General features: G+C 55.2%; 13 protein-coding genes and 7 pseudogenes. 3 read left to right on the forward strand and 17 right to left on the reverse strand.

Annotation, left to right across the window (positions count from 1 at the left end; genetic code table 11):
* From AB4P94_RS27515 to AB4P94_RS27570, 12 genes and pseudogenes are all read right to left on the reverse strand, one after another.
* Complete coding sequence (locus AB4P94_RS27515; protein WP_080519972.1) at positions 1-1,395, reverse strand: protein kinase; 1,395 nt, start codon at positions 1,393-1,395, stop codon at positions 1-3.
* Positions 1,392-2,093 (reverse strand): PP2C family serine/threonine-protein phosphatase, encoded by a 702-nt coding sequence (locus AB4P94_RS27520; RefSeq protein WP_016968904.1) that lies wholly within the window; start codon positions 2,091-2,093, stop codon positions 1,392-1,394. Before AB4P94_RS27520 ends, AB4P94_RS27515 begins: the two co-directional genes overlap by 4 nt.
* Positions 2,093-2,764 carry a VWA domain-containing protein gene (locus AB4P94_RS27525; RefSeq protein WP_016968903.1) on the reverse strand — a complete coding sequence of 224 codons (672 nt, stop codon included), beginning with the start codon at positions 2,762-2,764 and terminating at the stop codon, positions 2,093-2,095. The genes AB4P94_RS27520 and AB4P94_RS27525 overlap by 1 nt, the downstream gene beginning before the upstream one ends.
* Positions 2,765-2,929: 165 nt before the next feature.
* Complete coding sequence (locus AB4P94_RS27530) at positions 2,930-4,414, reverse strand: sigma-54-dependent Fis family transcriptional regulator (protein ID WP_031319371.1); 1,485 nt, start codon at positions 4,412-4,414, stop codon at positions 2,930-2,932.
* A gap of 708 nt (positions 4,415-5,122) precedes the next feature.
* Positions 5,123-6,031, reverse strand: a complete 909-nt coding sequence (locus AB4P94_RS27535) for a carbohydrate kinase (RefSeq protein ID WP_016968899.1) — start codon at positions 6,029-6,031, stop codon at positions 5,123-5,125.
* A gap of 44 nt (positions 6,032-6,075) precedes the next feature.
* Positions 6,076-7,578, reverse strand: a complete 1,503-nt coding sequence (locus tag AB4P94_RS27540; RefSeq protein WP_016968898.1) for a mannitol dehydrogenase family protein — start codon at positions 7,576-7,578, stop codon at positions 6,076-6,078.
* 15 nt (positions 7,579-7,593) lie between these two features.
* Positions 7,594-8,694, reverse strand: coding sequence for an ABC transporter ATP-binding protein (locus AB4P94_RS27545; RefSeq protein ID WP_016968897.1), 1,101 nt, complete (start codon positions 8,692-8,694; stop codon positions 7,594-7,596).
* A 148-nt stretch (positions 8,695-8,842) separates the two neighbouring features.
* A pseudogene (locus AB4P94_RS27550) lies at positions 8,843-9,220 on the reverse strand (carbohydrate ABC transporter permease); the annotation flags it as partial.
* Positions 9,215-9,352, reverse strand: a pseudogene (locus AB4P94_RS27555) (sugar ABC transporter permease); the annotation flags it as partial. The pseudogenes AB4P94_RS27550 and AB4P94_RS27555, both read right to left, overlap by 6 nt.
* A 73-nt stretch (positions 9,353-9,425) precedes the next feature.
* Positions 9,426-10,039 (reverse strand): annotated as a pseudogene (locus AB4P94_RS27560) (extracellular solute-binding protein); the annotation flags it as partial.
* A gap of 209 nt (positions 10,040-10,248) precedes the next feature.
* Positions 10,249-11,154, reverse strand: a complete 906-nt coding sequence (locus AB4P94_RS27565; RefSeq protein ID WP_395608337.1) for an AraC family transcriptional regulator — start codon at positions 11,152-11,154, stop codon at positions 10,249-10,251.
* Between the two features lie 580 nt (positions 11,155-11,734).
* Positions 11,735-11,998, reverse strand: a pseudogene (locus tag AB4P94_RS27570) (IS5/IS1182 family transposase); the annotation flags it as partial.
* Between the two features lie 205 nt (positions 11,999-12,203).
* Between AB4P94_RS27570 and AB4P94_RS27575 the strand changes: the two are divergent.
* Positions 12,204-12,445, forward strand: a pseudogene (locus AB4P94_RS27575) (glucose-6-phosphate dehydrogenase); the annotation flags it as partial.
* A gap of 154 nt (positions 12,446-12,599) precedes the next feature.
* The gene (locus AB4P94_RS27580) at positions 12,600-13,919 is read left to right on the forward strand and encodes an MFS transporter (RefSeq protein ID WP_395608338.1); all 1,320 of its coding nucleotides are present in this window, start codon (positions 12,600-12,602) and stop codon (positions 13,917-13,919) included.
* A 242-nt stretch (positions 13,920-14,161) separates the two neighbouring features.
* Here AB4P94_RS27580 and AB4P94_RS27585 read toward each other — a convergent pair whose 3' ends face one another.
* Complete coding sequence (locus AB4P94_RS27585) at positions 14,162-14,422, reverse strand: hypothetical protein (RefSeq protein ID WP_016968914.1); 261 nt, start codon at positions 14,420-14,422, stop codon at positions 14,162-14,164.
* 970 nt (positions 14,423-15,392) lie between these two features.
* On the opposite strand from AB4P94_RS27585, the gene AB4P94_RS27590 reads away from it, so the two are divergent.
* Complete coding sequence (locus AB4P94_RS27590) at positions 15,393-15,623, forward strand: hypothetical protein (RefSeq protein ID WP_016968915.1); 231 nt, start codon at positions 15,393-15,395, stop codon at positions 15,621-15,623.
* Between the two features lie 146 nt (positions 15,624-15,769).
* On the opposite strand, the pseudogene AB4P94_RS27595 reads toward AB4P94_RS27590, so the two are convergent.
* The 4 genes and pseudogenes from AB4P94_RS27595 to tnpB form a co-directional block, all read right to left on the reverse strand.
* Positions 15,770-16,874 (reverse strand): annotated as a pseudogene (locus tag AB4P94_RS27595) (IS3 family transposase); the annotation flags it as partial.
* A gap of 421 nt (positions 16,875-17,295) precedes the next feature.
* A pseudogene (locus AB4P94_RS27600) lies at positions 17,296-17,739 on the reverse strand (transposase); the annotation flags it as partial.
* A gap of 92 nt (positions 17,740-17,831) precedes the next feature.
* Positions 17,832-18,074 carry a hypothetical protein gene (locus AB4P94_RS27605; RefSeq protein WP_016968919.1) on the reverse strand — a complete coding sequence of 81 codons (243 nt, stop codon included), beginning with the start codon at positions 18,072-18,074 and terminating at the stop codon, positions 17,832-17,834.
* A 159-nt stretch (positions 18,075-18,233) separates the two neighbouring features.
* Positions 18,234-18,623: an IS66 family insertion sequence element accessory protein TnpB gene (tnpB, locus tag AB4P94_RS27610; protein WP_232620206.1), complete on the reverse strand. Its 390-nt coding sequence runs from the start codon at positions 18,621-18,623 to the stop codon at positions 18,234-18,236.
* Positions 18,624-18,811: the final 188 nt, after the last annotated feature.

The following is an 18,811-nucleotide window of genomic DNA, read 5'->3' on the forward strand; positions in this document are numbered from 1 at the left end:
TCACCACCGGAATTGCCAGACGACATGGGTTTCCTCGGGAGGGCCGATATGCAACTGGTATGGCTGGTCATACTGGCCACGACGCGTCGCCTTGAGCCCCTGAAATTTCCCCAGTTGCTTGGGATCACCCTCGCCTTGCAGGTACAGCTCGCCGTCTGGCAATTGGTGGATCCCAAGTCCCTTGTCGGTGTATTCGAGGCGTACATGGTAGGTGGGCCAGCGGTCATAACTGAACGAGGGCAACAACCGCTTGAGCTCTTGATCTGCCCCGGGTTGCAGGTACACACGGCGGCCGGTGGCGATGCGGTGGTCAGGCAGTTCGGCATCCCTTTCTTCTGGCGCCAAGCAGATGAACTCTTCAAACACCACTAATTTGGAGTCGACCGGTGCATCGCAGAAAAAGCAGGCCATGTGCGCAGAATCAACGCCAGTGCTCGGCATCAACGTGGTGGCGGAGCATTCGGCGCACTCAACCATGCGTTCGTCGATCTCCACCAGGGCTTCCAACCATTCGGCGACACCCGGGCGAGCGGTTGCATCGTGCTTGCCCTGCTCGAAGCAGCGACTGAACAGCGCTGGCAAGCGGCTGTGTTCGACCAACTGCAACGGCAGGTTGGCAAAGCAGGCATTATCGGGGTTATCCGAATCATTGATCCATGGATGCTCTCCCCGTAGCGCCGCGTCCTCCTCCTCTGGCTCACCCAGTTCGACCAGTTCGCCTTTAAAAGGATGGTTATGGGTCAACACACGATAGGCAATGACAGCAAAGCTCCAACAGTCCGTCAGGCTCGACAGCATGGCATCGCCACGCACTACTTCCGGCGCGCCATAGTCGGGAGTATGTAGGGTCAGACCGCTGTGGGCATGCGGGCTGATGTTGTCGCAGTCAATCAGCCAAGTTTCGGCAAACCCGGGATCATCAGACACAAAAATATTGGCTGGGGACAGGTCGCCGTAGAGCATTCCGCGCCCATGCAGCTGGTTCAAGGTCCTGGCCAACTGGCAAAGAATACGGACCCGCCGACGCAGGCCGCCCTGCGCCAGGTAATCACTGGGGGCATCGTCCTCGGCGGCGACAAAACTGTCCAACAGGCTTTGCAATGGAACTAGCCCGTCCATCAGTTCCATTACATAGCCAAAGCGCGGCGGTTGGAGGAGTGCCAGCGGTCGCGCCAGTTTCAGGTCGCTGAGATCCTGGCGGATCAACCATGCCATATGCTGATACCAGAGTTGTTTGGCATCGAAGTCAGTATGGATAAACCCCTTGACCAGGACAGTAGGCAGTTGTGTGCGATACACCACACCCTGCCCGCCGCGACTCATCTCGCTCAACAAGTCGTAGCGAGTGCCCTTTTCATCCAGGACATGCTTGGTACTGCGCTGAGTAGCGGTCATTGTTTGTGATCCGTTCGAAAGATACCGGCGATGCTCTTGTCATCACCGTGAAGTGGCGTGGACCAGGCGTTCATTTCTCGCTCCAACCAGGTTCGCATGCGGCGTCTGTTGCTGCGCGCAAGGCGGCGGTAAACCACATCGAAAAAAGGTTCCAACTGTTCAGGAATCAGATCATCACTGATGCCGTCCGTCATCAGAAGCACTCCATCGCCTGGCAGTACCAGTTCAAATTCGCAGGTCTGCCACAGCCCCTCGCCTGTTTGGCCCAGGGTGTCGGTCTGGTTACCAAACCCCTGGCGCGCCGCGCTGACCACCCGGAAGGAACCTCGACTCTTGAGTAGCAGCAGCCCATCCCCTATCTGTCCGGCCTGCCCGCGGCCGCGGGCATCGACCCGGGCCCACAGACAGGTGGTTTCGTAATCGCGATAGCGGGTGCCGAAATGCTCAAGCCAGGACCAGCGAATGGCCTGCCCCAGTGTTTGTGCAGACACGGCGAAGGCCTGCTTGGCATGTTGCTTGACTAAGCGTACCGCCTTGCTGGAGCCGATGTGGCTCAGGCGCCGGCTGCCAAGGCCGTCGCAGACCGCGATGCACCACCCCTGACGCATACCATAGACCCCTATGGCATCCTGGTTGACCACGCCGTCCTGCAGATGCCCCAGCCCGATGACCCTGGCACCCGAAGCTGCCAGGCGCATCAGAATTCCCAGTCTTGATCGTCGGCAGGCGGCAACTCCAACGGGAGCGTTTGATTGGGTGTCGACGACTGGCTACGGGCGCTGACACTCATGGTCACGGCACGGAAGAAGCGATGAATATCCCGTGCCTCGGAGGCTTGAAACAGCGGTGCTTCCGGATCATTGGCGAAATCAGCCAGCATGCTCACATCTGCATCGGCACCGATGCCCATGGCGAAGCGCGCAGCCTTGGAGGAGCGCTCGCCATTTTGCAATTGCGCAAAAGGTGTCTCCCACTCGTCATTGGGGTAGCCATCGGAGACCAACACAATCACCGGTTTGTAGGCGCGGGACGGCACCATGTCTTTGTCTTCGATCAGTTGACTGGCTAGGCGCAATGCGCCGCCCAACGGCGTGGCGCCATCCGCCGTGAGCTGGCTGAAACTTTGGATTTTATGGGCCGGGGTCAAGGGCAGGTTCAACCCTGCGCTGCTGCCGCCAAAGGTGATCACGCTCACCTGGATTTCAGCGCGCAGGCGGCTTTCATGGGCAAAGGTGGCGATCATGTCCTGGAGCGCGCTGTTCAACGCCTCGATCTTGCCGCCCTCCGACATGCTGCCACTGGTGTCCGCCAGCACAATCACAGGCAAAGGACGGGCAGCTTGGATCTGGAATTTCTTGAGCTCTGACATTTCAACGGTTCCTTGGTAATCAGTAAGTGACGTCCTGGTTATAGCGAGCTTCGTGCCAGAATAATTTATTTCTTTAAAAACAATAAGTTACGAAATACAAGGATCAATAACGCCCGAAAAAAATAATATTCATTACTTCAAAGTAATTTTTCTTACCCTCGCTTGTTATTCGACACAGTGCTTTTCGATCCACTTGCTCAGGGTCTGCTGGCTCTTGAGCCCCAGGAGCAAGGCGGCTCGGGTTTTGTTCTGGCCCGTTGAGGCCAATGCGCCACGCACGTAGTGGCTCACGACTTTGGAAATGATGTGGTTGATGTCCACCCCTTGGGACACATCCATCGTCATCAGGTCGTTGTCCTGCGCCGGCAGTTTGAACAACGCCTGGTCAATATCGCCCCGGGTAATCAGCGAGTCCTGGCACCAGAGCGCAGCGCGCAGCAAGGTGGCGTGTAACTCCCTAACGTTGCCGCGCCACGGGTGCCGTTGGATGAGTTCCCTGGCCTCCAGCGAAACCTTTTTTTCCTTCAGGCTGGGATCTTGGCTGCCGATACCGGCCAGCAGCGCATCGGTCAAGAGCCGCAGGTCACCCTCGCGCTCGCGCAGCGCCGGCAGATGCAGGACACCTACAGCGATGCGATAAAACAGGTCCTCACGGAAACTGCCCTGTGCGACGTCTGCCATCAGATTGCGGTGAGTGGCGGTGATCAGGCGCACATTCACCTGCACTTCACGACTGGCACCGACCGGCGTGAAGGTGCCCTCTTGCAGTACACGCAATAGCCGCACCTGCACGGCCAAGGTCAGTTCACCGAACTCATCAAGAAATAGCGTCCCGCCATGAGCCTGTTCGAACACCCCAAGCCGATCTGCAATCGCGCCGGTAAACGCACCTTTTTTGTGGCCGAAGAGCACGGAATCAACCAGTTCAGAGGGAATAGCACCGCAGTTGACAGTTACGAACGGCTGGCTAGCGCGCGTTCCTGCGTTGTGGATGGCTCGGGCAAACAACTCTTTGCCGGTACCCGTCTCTCCATAGATAAGGACCGGCACGCCTTTCTCAGCAAGAACGTGGGCCTGTGCCTTGATGGCCAGCATGCGACCACTTTCCGCGACAATGCTGTCAAACGCGGCATCCACCGGCACTTGCTGCTCAGCCAGTTTGGCCAACTGGTTGCCGCTGATTGCGCTGGCCGCTGGAACATACTCGGCAGCGATTTCGAAGGGGATATCAACCTGCTGGACACCTTGTTCCAACGAAGATTGATAGAACACTGCGGGGTAACGGGTCTTGCCCAACAGGATCCACACCGCCTGCATCGCAGGTGTTCCGGGGCTCAGCAAGATGGAAAGATGTGCCCCTTCTCCCACCAACCGCTGCAGATGCCGATTGGCCGCGTGATAAATCTCGCCGAAATGCACAGGGGAGGATAACGGCTCGACATAGGCCGTGACGGGAATATCGACTTGCTCGCGGAGCCAGCGAAGATAACGCTCAACCTGCTCCGCAGGGTACGCACACAAGAGTTCGACGACATCGAAATCGACAGCAGCGAGGGCCGAACGGACAGGCCCCGCCCCCTCGCCGATCACCGCTTTCAAATCGTTAGCGCCGATCCAACTGACCAAAACCTTATGCTTTACCGCAACCATCCCTGAGCTCCAACAAATCCTTTTGCTAACGAAGGCCCTCATCACGATCAAGGACTATCGCTACCAGATATCAAATCAAATGCCTTTATACTTAAAACGTGGCCATTTAACATCTATCCGTTAGTAGGCACCCACATGATCCTATTTACTTCGATTTAGCATCAGGCTGATGCGGCAGGCTACACGCACTCTCCACCACGATGGAGGCGGCTCCAATCAGTGCTTATGCAATCAGCCAGATTTTGAATCTTGAATGCCTTGGAAGCAGAGGTACGTGCAAGAGTCGATTAACGAAATGATCAATCTTCTCGTTCGAGATGCGAAACTCGGCTATCACAGGTATGACGCTCTGGAAATTTACAAGCTGCAATTCGCCACCAAGGTGGCAAGGCTTTTACTTCTTCGGGCTGGGCTGTTCACGCCGACGATGAATTGACCTACGTGCCGAGACAAGACTGCCCCACCTCCAAACCTTCAAAAGTCCAGCACAGACAAGGATTCGCGAGGAGTCAGACTGGGTCAGTGAAATCTCAGCAACTGGGGAAATTCGGCGTAGGCGCCAACAGATCATTAAACTGAAGAGCAAGCACTGAATCAAGAAATAGGCATCTCTGTAACTATTTTCACGCGTCCTAACGGAAACATGCTTGCTCGACATTAGTGTGATGCTGAAATACGCATCGATACGTCAGCCTCTTTTCCATTTCTTCAGCCACTGGGTAGCGAGGTAAGTAGATTTTTAACTTCTGCCAACGTTGGTGCATAGGCTCCGGTATGTCGACACGATATGGAGGCGCAAGCAGTTGAAAAACGCAGACGCTCCTTCAGATCGGTGATTCCCAGCAAATCTGCAGCCAACCAACCCGCCATGCTCGCATCGCCCGCCCCCACAGTATCGGCAACGTCCCCAAGAATCGCGGGCTGTTCGTATTGACGGTCCGACGTATGAAGAATCATTCCGTCTGCACCTCGGGTGAACAGGATCTGCGCCCTAGAGTTGAGCGCACGTAACTCATCCATGGCCTGATGTTCGGTCAATCCGGGATAGAGGTGACGAAGGTCTTCATCGGACAGCTTGATCATGTCAGCCAGGGCGGTCATCGTTGGGAAAGTGCTCTCCCGGTAATATCTGTCCATCAAATTGCGCCAGTTCGGATCAAAGCTAATTCGTTTGCCAGCGCGCTTCACCTGTTCGGCGAGGCTGACCAAACGATCTCCCAATGGCTGTCGAGCCAGACTGATGCAGCTAAAATGACAAACTTCGGTATGGTCAAGCCAACCTTGCGGCAGCAGGCCCGTATCGAAAAACAGATCGGCATCCCCGGCAAAAAAGTACCTAGGCGGGCGGCTTGACGGAATGATGGCGACCAAGGGCTCTCGGTCCACTCGTTGTATAAATCGCATATCTAACCCTGCCACCTCTGACTGTAGGGCTATCTCGTCGCCCAACGAGTCCGTACTGACGGCCCCTGCAAAGGAGCTGCTGACACTCAGGCGACTGAGCGCTCGTGCAACGTTCCAAGGCGCACCGCCCGCAAAACCCTGCCACTGTCCGGGTACGCCCTGGACAATGTCAGTCAGGGCTTCACCAAATACGATTGCCCGAGGCAATACCATCGTCCTTTCCTTTCTGATTAAAGAGATTTCTCGGCCGACTGGCCTTACACAATGGGTTCTGGAGAACCGCAGGGAATGGTGAGAACTTTTTCCAACGTCTGTGTCACTCCCACATCCCGCAAGCTGTTGTAGCACCATTCAAACGCCGCCACGAACTCGGGAGAGTTAGGAATCTGCACACCAAAAATCTCCTCAACTGTCAGCAATCGCTGAGTGATTAATGCATCATCGGCCACCAATACCTGACAAAACGCCGCCCGCGGATCCGCAATCAAGTAGATATTGCCATTCTCCTCCACCCCTTTCAAATACATAGCCCAGGCCGCCACCACCAGCGCCGCGCGCCGGGTATCCCGGCCCTCGGCAATCAAGCGGTTGATGGTCGGCACGGTGAACTTTGGAAGCTTCGACGAGCCATCCGAACACACCCGCTCCAGCTGATCGGCAATCGCCCGATTGGAGAAGCGTGAGACCAGGGTGTTCTGGTATTCGGTCAGGTCGATTCCCGGCACCGGCGCCAACTGCGGGGTCACATCCAGCTCCATGTAAGCGCGTATGTAGCGTACGAATAGCGAGTCATTCATGGTCTCATGGACGAACCGGTAACCCTTCAGGAACCCCAGATACGTCAGGGCCAGATGGCTGCCGTTGAGCAGCTTGATCTTCATCTCTTCGTAAGGCGTGACATCGTCGGTAAATTGCACACCGACCTTTTCCCAGGCCGGGCGCCCGTTGACGAACTTGTCTTCCAGCACCCATTGCGCAAAGGGTTCACAAACCACCGGCCAGGTGTCGTCAACACCGTGCTGGTCGGCCAGTTGCAGGCGATGTTCAACGCTGGTCATCGGCGTGATGCGGTCGACCATGGCGTTGGGGAAGCTGACGTTAGCCGCGATCCAGCCCGTTAGATCGGCATCGAGCAAAGCGGCAAAGGCCAGCAAAGCCTTGCGGGTCACGGCGCCGTTGTGCGGCAGGTTATCGCAGGACATCAAGGTGAAGGCTGGCGTGCCGGCGGCACGGCGTTTGGCCAGAGCAGCGCAGAGAAAGCCGAACACCGTTTTCGGGGCCGCCGGGCTGCTCAGGTCGTGCTGAATCTGCGGCAGATCGGCCATGAATTCGCCGTTGCTGTCGTCGATGCAATAACCGCCTTCGGTAATGGTCAGCGACACGATGCGGATTTGCGGGTCGGCGAGTTTTTCGATCAGTGCCTGAGCATTGTCCTCAGCCAACAGCATGTCGCGAATCGAGCCGATTACCCGCACTTCGGTGGCGTCGTTGTCTCCCAGTTCGAACAGGGTGAACAGACAGTCCTGGCCGTGCAGGTGGTCGTGGGCACGACGGTCTTCGCCGCGCAGGCCGACGCCGCAGATTGCCCATTCGAGGCCTTCGCCCAGGTTCATCAGCGCATCGGTATAATACGCCTGGTGGGCGCGATGGAAGCCGCCGACGCCGATATGGGCGATGCCCTGACGGGTGTCGCTCAGGTTGTAGGCGGGCAGAATCACCTCTGGGGCGAAACGGTTGAGGTTTTTTTTAGTGAGTTTCATACAAGATCCCTGAAATCAGGCGGCAGCGCGCAGTGGTCGGGTAACAGCCACGCCGTTGCCATCGAACAAATGGCAGTGGTCGGCATTCAAATGCAGGCTCAATGTTTCGCCGTAGCGGCTGGCTAGGTCGCCAAGCACGCGCATGGTCAAGGCCTCGCCGGACGCCGTGCGCATGTGGCAGAACGTGTCGCTGCCCAGATGTTCACCGACGTCGGCAGTGACCTGCAAGGTGCAGTCACCAGGCATGGCCAGTTCTAAATGCTCCGGGCGAATACCTTGAGTCACCGCGCCACTGACACTCAGGCTGGCGCAGCTCACTCGCAATGTGATGCGGGTGCCGGCATCCAGCAAAACTTCACAGCCCTGGCGCTCGACAAGGCTGACGCTGCTCTTGAGAAATCCCTTTTTCGGCGTGCCGAGAAAACCGGCGACGACCAGGTTGGCCGGCTGGTGGTAACGGTCCAGACGCAAGCTGACCTGCTCGATCCTGCCACCATTGAACACCACTACCTTATCGGCCATGGTCATCGCTTCGACCTGATCGTGGGTCACGTAGATCATGGTCGCTTGCAAATCCTTGTGCAGGCGTAGCAGTTCAAGGTGCATCTGCACCCGCAGCGCGGCGTCGAGACTGGACAGTGGTTCATCGAACAGGAAAATTTTCGGGTTGCGCACGATGGCCCGGCCAATCGCAACGCGTTGCCGCTCGCCACCGGACAGTTGCTTCGGCTTAAGCTCAAGCATCGGCCCGAGTTCGAGAATACGTGCCGCTTCACTGACTTTTTTTAACACTTCGGCTTTTGGCACCCCGGCTAGGTCGAGGGCAAAGGACATGTTCTTGCGCACGCTCATGTGCGGATACAGGCCGTAGGCCTGGAACACCATCGCTAGGTCGCGCTTGGCCGGGCTGACTTCGGTGATGTCGCGGCCAAGCGCGATGGTGCCGCCGCAGACTTCCTCAAGGCCGGCAATCAGCCGCAACAGGGTGGACTTGCCGCAGCCCGCGGGGGCGACGAAGACCACAAACTCCTTGTCGGTCACTTCCAGGCCGATGCCCTTGATGATGGAAAAGCCTTCGAAACGTTTTTGCAGATTCTTGATTTTCAGTTTGGCCATGGTGGGCCTCCATTTGAACTTATTTGGTGCGCCGTGCAGGATTTTTGTGGGGGCGAGCCTGCTCGCGACTATCCTTCAGACAACGGGTTATCATTGACATCTATTGCGAGCAAGCCCATTCCCACAAGGGGATTTATGAACAGCGGGCTTATTTCACTGCGCCGAAGGACAAACCGCGCATTAGCTGTTTCTGGCTGATCCAGCCAAAATTCAGGATCGGCGCGCAAGCCAGGGACGACACGGCGGACAACTTGGCCCAGAACAAGTCTTCGGGGCTGGAGTTGGAGGCGATCAGCGCAGTTAACGGCGCAACGGCCAACGAAGTCAGGCTCAGGACTAAAATGCCTCGTTCCAGCACAGGATCAGCGACAGCAACACGGTGGAGGCCAGGCCGCCCTTGGCAATCGGCAGCAGAACGCGGACCATCTCCTGCCAGAGTGTGCGCAATCCAGGGGGCAGCTTCGAGGATGTCCTTGAAGTAGGTGTAAACCATCCACACCACAATCGGCAGGTTGATCGGGTCGTAGGGGGTCAGCGAAAAGTACAGGGTCATGCCCAGCGGCACGATCATCCACAACAGCAACAAGGCCACCGAGGGACTGACCAGAAACCGGCCAAGTTTGGCCACGCGACTTGATATCCGGGTGAGCTTTGGCATTTGAAATATTCATGGCGTAAGAACCGAGTCGTGTAGACCAGTGAAGTTCCAATGTGGGAGCGGGACTGCGTGGTTATTTCGGGTACCCGGCGCGCTTCATCTCCCGTTCGGTGGCCTGCTGGGCAGCGGCCAGGGCCTGGTCGATCAGCGCCGAGAACAACAATTTGCCGACCTAGATGCCAATGCCCAGGAACTCCGGGATGATCACTAACTGAATGCCGATGTACTGCACCGGTTTGGCGCTCGGCTTGCTCGGGGCCGCGGCTATGAGCAACTCCAGCGTGACTCTGACAAATGGCGCGGCGTTCAAGCACGCCTCGCTGTAGGCCGAGGCTCGGCTACCGGGCGGCTCGTTGGCGACGCCATCTTTTCCGCGACCAACGCCCCGAACTCCTTGAACGTAGCCCAGGCACTGAAGGTTTTTGCCGCCTCCTTGGCCTTGTAGCTGGTAGGGATCGCCAATGCCCAGAAGTACAACCAGGCCGAGCCTTTGTCGGTAACCTCGTGGGGCGCATGGCTCAAGCCGACGTGGTCGCTGACCTTGCTTTGGATCTTGTCGGTGACGAACGAGCCGGCGACACTGGCATCGACCCAGATTACGCATTTTTCGCTGTTGAACAGCGCAAGGTTTTCGTTGAGATCGTTGCTTGACGCCACCTGTGTGCCGGATTTTTTCATGGTGTTGACGTTGTTTTCGTATCTTTCGACGGTTGGCAGAATATGCGCTAATTACAGACTTCAATTGCGGGCAAAACAAATCATCCTTCGCATTTAGATTGATATTATTTTGCACTTAATTTTACAGCGAACGACACAGGGAAGGGCTGTACAGCGATGACAGACGATCGAATTCGTATAGGTTATCGGGTTGAAATACAGCACTCGTGGGAGCGAACTCAACTTTGGTTTTGCTCGGTCAACCGCTGCACCACCAACCGCCGGTAATGCGAAGGCGTCATGCCCTTCTGCTGCTGAAAGCGCCGGTTGAAATTGGAGATATTGTTGAAGCCTGATTCGAAGCACACGTCAGTTACCGATTTAACGCCATCGGCCAGTAGCTCGCAAGACTTGCTGATTCGCAGGCGATTGACAAACTCGATGAAACAGCGCCCGGTGGCCTGCCTGAACACCCGGCTGAAGTAGGTCGGTTTCATGCCCAGGTGCTCAGCCACTTCCTCCAGCGACAGATCCCGGGCGTAATGGGCAAAGATGTAATCCACCGCTCGATTGGTACGATCGATGTGGTGCTCGTCGGCCAATTGCAGCGTCGTCGCACCTGATAAAAGTTGATAATCTTCGCAGGCGGCGAGCAACTCCAGGAGTATGAAAAAGTGTCCGAGGCGGGTCATACCTCGGGTGCTGGCAATGCATTGCATCAGGTCCATCGCCATGCCAATCGTGTGCTTGCAACGAAACTCGATGCCGTACTGCGCACGCTTCAACAGCGGCACCAGGATCTTGAGCTCGGCAAACACCTGATGGCCTTTGTCGAACAGTTCATCGGAAAAGTTGACCAACATGTCGCGCTTGGGCACCACTTCACCTTCGACAATCTGGCTGATCCAGTTGTGAGGTAGGTTGGGGCCAGTCAGGAACAGGGTTTGCGGATAGAAATTGCCGATGTAATCGCCGATGAACACCTTGCCGGAGCTCGCGACTATCAGGTGCAGTTCGTACTCCTTGTGGAAATGCCAACGCACCAGCGGGCAGGGAAATCCGTGCTGGCGATAGATGATGGACAACCCGTTGTGGTCGTCCATCAGCTCGAAGGAAGGGTCAGTAATTTTCGCTGAGCGGTTCACATTAGACTGCTTTTTGTTTTATTGCATCTTACAAGGTCTATTTTCGCGACAGTTATAGCCACACCATTCGTCCAATCGCGCATATGCCACAGAGTAACAACGCTTAGCCTAACGGGCTAACAAGCATGATAAACTATAGGAGAGCCTCTAGGGATAGCCTGAAACAGCCAAGCATTTCTAGCTTTCTTCAGATACCGTCAGCTTTGAACACAACGATGGATCAAAGACGATCAGATCACCGGTTAATTTCTGGATTTTTTAGCCACCGCAAGCGCCTCGTAGACACACCTCACCAACACCCGCCAGTAAATATCTACGCTTTATGAACGGCGGCACCAACAGTGCCGCAGCTTTGCCCATACCACGAAAAAGCTCCTCGCATGACTGAATTTGCACCTAATTGCCCAGAACGGAGCTCAACCTTCGCTCTGACGGCACTAGCTTTGCTTCTTTAATTTAGCATTTGGTTTCGTACGGAATCAGCGTTTGCCCAGCTTTCCCGTACACGCCACGCCGGGCGTCAATCTACCACATGGCGACCTTAACGCTCAGAGCGCGTTCTACTCCGGTTCCAGCAACCGACGGAAGTTGAAAATAATAATTTCATACGCGCCTCCTTCAACGCCAGAACGCTGTAGCCGACCAGTTTTGCATCAAATGAATACGCAGCATCATCATCAGGGGATAGGTCGGACGCTAACCACTCCCCTTCGGATGATGCGGCTCGATCAGGGCAAATAAATCCTTACACAGGACGATCCTATCCATCTCGGCGGGAATAATACTTTGCGGCCTGCTTGCGCACTCCAAAGTACTCGGCAGGGGCAAAGGCAATTTGCTTCATCGGAGAGGTAGCGGGTGAAGCCCCGCCATTTTGCCAAGCTCAAGAAATCTTCATCAGAGTTCCCCTAGGAACCTGCCGTCCAATACTTGGGCACGTCATCGCATTTTTCAACCGACGATCAACGGGACATACTATTTCCTCGCGGCGTCTAATCTTCTTTGCAAAAAACTCTGATTGCGCGCATTAGCTCCAGCAAAAGCCGCGCTTGGGCGCGGAAATCCGCACGCTAGCTAGCTGTCAGTATTCGACCAGTATAGCTCGCGACAAACGCATGACGCAGAAGAGATCGCAGATCATCCTCCACTACATTGAACCATCGCACTATACCTTAGCCCCCGAGCAACGCCAGCAGATCAGCAACAAGCTGATCATGCGTCCGCAACCATTTCCTTGCACGGGATGACGAAGGAGCAGGGCCTGTATAAGGGCATGCAATTATGGAGCGGCTCCAATTCCACAACTACAAAATAGTATCAGTTTTCGTGCTCATACTTAGTAGCAGTTATCTTTTACACGATGAGATCCTTGCAGTATTACCTGCCGATTTCGCTACAGCCTCTTCGGCGTTGTTTAACTTACAAATACAATAAAGGAAAGCGTTATGGCCACTCGCCAAGCGTCCCGAGGGCTGCTGTTCGGCATGCCTATATGTCTTATCTGGGGTTACGTCGCCATTGCCCTATTTATGTCTGGGGATGGCATTGAACTCGCCTTCCTGTCTCGTTACATTGTCGATCTCGGCTTCTCCCCCACCCGAGCATCCTTTCTTTTTACTGTTTATGGTCTGCTCGCCGCTTTGTCCAGCTGGAGTTCCGGCGTGCTGGCCGAAACCTTCGGTCCGCGTCGAATCATGTTGATCGGCGTCGTGGCCTGGCTGATCTTCCATGCGCTATTTCTGACGCTCGGCCTGAGCGCACAGAACTACCCATTAATGGTGCTTTTTTATGGAATTCGTGGGCTTGCTTACCCCTTGTTCATCTACGCATTCCTGGTCTGGATTGCTCAAGTGACGCCCGGGGCCCGCCTTGCTTCAGCGATGGGTTGGTATTGGACCATGTATTCCATCGGTATCGGTTTTCTCGGAATGTATCTGCCGAGCCTGAGCATTTCGCGGATTGGCTTTATCGGTACACTTTGGATGGCAACATTGTGGGTCGCGCTGGCTGCGGTATTGATTGTGTTCGCAGTTGAGGATCAAGGCAAGGCACGGGAAGGCACGCCGGCAAGCTTCGCCGACCGTTTGCGCGACCTGAGCCGAGGGGTGACCATCCTCTTCGATCAACGCAGCATTTTGATTGCAGCCATTGTACGGGTCATCTGCAACCTGACCTTGTTTGGATTCCCTGTGATTATGCCGCTTTACCTCACTTCGGAAGCCGTAGGCTTCACCATGGAGCAATGGTTGTATCTGTGGGGGCTGATGTTCGTTGTCACCATTTTCACTAACGTGATGTGGGGATGGATCGGGGACCGAATCGGCTGGCTATGGCAGATGCGTTGGTTCGGCTGTGTTGGCTGCGCGCTGGCGACCCTGGCTTTCTATTACTTGCCTCTGATGTATGGCGCTCACTTCGGACTGGCCAGTACCGCCGCAATTGCACTGGGTATTTGCGTCTCAGCGTTCGTTCCCATTGGACCTGTATTTCTTGCCATTGCCCCGGAGCAGCAAGGGGCGGCTATGTCCGCCCACAACCTCGCCGCTGGAATGTCGAACTTTATGGGGCCGGCCATTGCAACGCTAACGATTTCCTGGCTTGGAGTCCAAGGGGTGGTGTGGGTCTATGCTTTGCTGTATCTGGTGGGCGCGGTATTGACATGTTGTATTCGAATCGACCAGCCAAAGCTTCAGACGGACGAGGAGCCAGACCGTCATTTTTCAACTCACGCCACTGCCAACGAAGTTATTTTAACGAGGAAATAGTGCCAAGCAGTTATAATCTTCAATAAACAGAGCTAAAAAGAAGAGAAGAGTTATATTGACCTAGCTGCAATTATGAAGACACTAGTAAATACTATATCTATGCGACGTAATGGCAAAAACTTATGCACCCAACAATCACGCCTTACGCGATTAAACCGGTTGCCATTTGTGCGGCAACAACTAATCGATCTCACACGCCAACTGAGAGGCAGGCGTGTGAGCCATAAGCATATGGATGATACTCACTCACGAAGGACTTCAATCAACTTGCCGCAAAACGTCGCAAAGTCGAAAGTTCGTCTGAATGCATCAGTATTTTCGAAAAACAGGTTTGATAGCATCTCGACGAGCGTGCTCGCTGGCTTTTCTGTTTTGAGCGCGCAGCTCGCCCGCCCCATCAGCTGTTTTCGAGCCATCCATGGTTTTGCTGGGCGTACAGTGTGCTCAACTGAGCCGTATTCTTCGTCAGGTAAGAAAGCTTCGGACAAGTTGATCAAGAACATTGGTCGTCCGTTCCACCCAATCCAACGAGCCATCGCAGCGACGCCCGGGCCGACGGTTTTATGTCGCCATCGCCAACAAATGTAGTCACTAAGGTGCGTTTCGTGTTCAGCTGGATATTCAACATTACTTCGTCAAGGATGAGCGAGCATTTCTGCCCACCTGTAGCTCCTACGGTGAGGTAAACAACCAAGGGGGCACTCTATTGACTGATCACGCACTCATAAATATCCATTGCTGATGGTGATTTACAGCAGCCTACTTCAAAAGGCCTCCGTCACCACCGCATCACGTCAAAGGTCGCGTCGCGAAGTCGAAAAAACCACTGATTTTAGGTGTCAATCTGCGGTCGGGTGTGAAGAGTAAATGCAAGGGCCGACTCGGCGGCGGGTAGTCGGGCGGCAACGCGCTCAGTTCACTTTGCTGCTATGATTTGCGCATAAGCTCCACGGGTTGAAGCATTCTACCCAATCCGGCCAGCGCATAGAAGTGGCTCGCCGCGATAAACCGGCTGCCCGCCGGAACAGTAACCTTCCCTTCAGCTGCGTTAAACATCCAATGGGTACGCAGCTCAATATATGAAAACCCCGGGCACTCATGGGACTGAGGGTCCCACGGTATTTCAATCGCAGGCTTGCCTTTCGAGTAAGACGGCACGCCACACAGAATGAACCTTTAGGGCGTCGACGGCCTACGACCAGGCCGCTGTCCGAGAGCCACCCATCGGCCGCCCCCCCCCTCCTTTGATCTATTGCCATGCCGACTGGACAGAACAATAGCGACTGGAAGCAGGGGTTTTCACCACCTCGCCTGAACGCATGATCGCGCCCGCGTCAACATGGCGCCTACCAGCAGATGATTTCGGAAAGCCGGAGCGGGATTGAGCGGGCCACGGCCCAAGGATCACCCTACTTTCACACGTCGTAAGCCTGAGGCAGGCTTTGTGAACGTCGACATGGCGCTTGCGGAGCCATGCTTTTTGATCATACCACGAACGATTGGCGAGACGTCATTCAATTCAAAATTGATGTTTCAACGGCGATTTTCACAGGGAAGTACAGCGATTGGCTGGGCAGTCTGCAATGGATGAGCCATGCCATCAATGACGCGGCGCTGAATGTTTACAGCAAAGCCGAACCAGGCAACCTTCAAGAATCCGGAGAAATTCCCGCCGATCTGTTGGCGCTTCTGGACACTCCCTGAGTCAAGCCCGAGCCCTCTCCTAAAAGCAGCGCGGTCGCAAGAAAAGTCCGCGACAACACCTTGTACGCCAAGAGTGCGACGCTCTATTGCCCAGCTGAATGCTCCTTTTTATCAACCGGGATTTTTTTGAGCCACTGTAGTGGCCAATCCATCCCGGACACAGTTTTGAGTTTTTCTTCAGCTTTCGCCGGAGCCAGTCCATCGTTGAAATGATGAAGTCGGATCCAGTTTTAGTGGCTCATCAGGTATTGGCCAATGTCTCGTTGAGCTTGCTGCCCGGTCAGGTAGCCCGTGGTCGGTATCCACACTGATTTCAAGCTGCGAAATACGCGCTCCATCGGTGCATTTTCCCAGCAGTTGCGTCGGCGGCTCATGCCCTGGCGAATGCGGTAGCGCCACAGTCTCTGGCGGAACTGGCGGCTGCCATATTGCGATCCCTGATCGGAGTGGGACATTAGCCCTTGAGGCTTTCCACGTTGTTCGTAAGCGACATCCAGCGCTTTGACCACCTGGCCTCCATCCGGCTTTTCTGATAAGGCCCAGTCAACCACTCTGCGTGCATAGAGATCCAAGACAACTGCCAGATAGTGCCATTTGCCCTGTGCCCAGACGTAAGTGATGTCTCCACACCAGACCTGATTTGGCGCTTCGACATCAATCGCTCGGTTCAAGGTATTCGGAATATCTGGCCGCTCCGCTGTGGCCATTTTGTACGCATGTGATCCTGGCTGCTTGCTGATCAACGCCAGCACACGCATCAGGCTGCGTACCTTGAACCGCCCGATTTGCTTACCCTCTTCTTGCATCATTGCCATGATGGTACGGCTGCCGGACGCACTTCGACTTCTCGTGAACAACTCATTCACTCGACTGGGCAACCGCAGTCGCTCAACGTCCGGAGTTCGCCTTAATTAACGGGCTCATGATCGTTGAGCTGGCGGATCAGCGCGTACGCTCGAGATCTTCCGACATCAAGAGCGCGGTAGCCTTTTTTAGTATCGATTTCTCGCGTTCAAGGCGCGTGATTCGGGCTTCCAACTCTTAAATTTTTTGCTGCTCTGGCGTCAACGCTTTGCTGGCCGGCGTAACGCCGCCGCGCTCCTGCTGAAGCTAATTACCCCATCGGCGCAGTGCCGACTCGACCAAACCGAGCGAACGGGCCGCTTCGGCATGGCTGTAACCTTGATCGAGCACCAAGCAGGCAGCTTCGCGCTTGAACTCAGGGGTAAAGGTACGGTGCTGCTTGGTCATCGGAAACCTCTCTGTGGCGAGCATTCTTGCCTAAATGGGTGTCCGGGGTTAGTAGACCGCTACAAATATCGTTATCTGAGTTCCGAGCCCCCCCTTTAAGACCGCTCCTCCCATCGCGGGCATTTCTTTGTCTGAAATTCGCCAAAGGCGCTTGTGGCCAGGTGATCTAAGCTTCATCAATGAATAGGTCAGGCTCCCCTGAATACTCACCGCACGGCATCCCTTTGTAATGGTCAAGCCGAACTCTAGACTGGCGGTCCTAGCTTGTTGGGTGTCACTAGATAATAATCGCTATACTTAACAATGCCTTAACATTGGATGGCTGTAATGCAATCTCCTTTGGAAGCATCCCTTTTGCCCGTTCCCGCGGGCTTTTTTTTGAGCTCTATTAGTAAATGCACGAGCAAACCGTCTTGCAGGATTAAGCCGGAAGCCACCTTTGCGGCGGCAGCGCTGCAATCTCACCTGTCCGCTGCGTAGGCGGGCGTGTCGGTACATCCTTCAGGTAGGCATCGGGATCATGCCCACGGCTCCGGACCGATTGAATCAAACTTATGATCGCATCGCCGCGCTTGCCGCTGCGTAGCGACCCTGCAAAGAGCCAGGCCTTACGCCCCGGCGCCCAAGGCAGTACCTGGTTCTTACACCAATTATTATCAATGGGCACGGCCCGGTCATCGCGGTAGCGCCATAGCGCCATCCAGCGTTTCAAGCTGTTATCCAAGGCTTTGCCATTGGTCGAACCGTTGTGCACGGTATCGCGCAGGGCAACCATCAAGGCACACAACACACCCATCACCGGAACTGCCTTTTCTTGCAGTATTCGGCGGCATATGTCCGACTCCAGACCCTTGATTTCCTCCTCGCTCTATTACAGCGGCTGCATGTAACGCAACTTGCAGCGACTCCAGTTCCGCCTCAATGGCAGCGAAATCGGTATCGATCAGATCGTCTGAGTCAACCAACCTGTTCCGGGCTCATTTGCTCCTTACGTTTGGCGAACTTGGAGTGCTTGAGCTGGGCGATCTCGTGGCTGAATTTTTCGATCACCGTTTTGTCGTGATCGCTCTTCTTGTCCATGACCTGGGAGGTCTTGCCCATCGTTTCGAACTGCTCGTCGAGCCCCGAGACGCGTTGCAGCAAATGCTCCGCAAATGCACGCAATTGTTCGGGGTTCAGTTGGTAGAGGTAGGGGACCAAAGTTATGCAGCCGATCTTGCCAGATCAGCGTAAACACAACGATAGGCTGATCAGACAATTACGCAACCGGATAGGGCATGGTTCAGCTTAGAGGATGGAAATTGCGTTTCCGAGGCCAACTCTCTGCCTTGGCAGACCCAGTATCAAAGCGTGCAGCTGTCAGGTGCTCAGCTCCATTTGTGAACCGTGAGGCATACTAGACCAAGCGAGTTTGCCCAGGTGGAGCCGCCGTGCCGCCAACCCGATGCCCAATCCGTTGCGCACCAGGTCTTTCATGCGGTTAGCGCGGCAATTGGCGAACAGATAAGCATAGTGCGGCTGCGCCGCACCGAACACTGAAATCACTCGGGCACTGACGGCGCCGGTGCCTGCATGCATGTCCATCGGCTCGGTGGTGAGCCAGGTGATACCGATGCGAATCATCGCAACAGCTCTCGAAGAAAGTTCGTGCAGGTGGCAGCTTTTTCCACTGGCCAATTCATCTTTATGGGAGTGGGCGGTGCAGGATTGGAAAACTGATACCGGACGGCTGAGCACGCGTTCCAGCATCAAGCACCTGAGGATGCAGCGGGATGAACGTAGGCTGAAGAGCCAAGGCTTTTTGATTCTACAACCGAATCCATTTGTGGACGACGTTGGCATTGAGGCTGTAGCTCAAGACGATGTTTGCGGTGGAGGCCTGGGTTCGGAGCACTTCCAATGACCTGGGCTTTGAAAGATTTGCTGTAGGTACGGCG

The sequence above is a fragment of the Pseudomonas sp. B22129 genome (assembly GCF_044218875.1).
Classification (GTDB): Bacteria; Pseudomonadota; Gammaproteobacteria; order Pseudomonadales; family Pseudomonadaceae; genus Aquipseudomonas.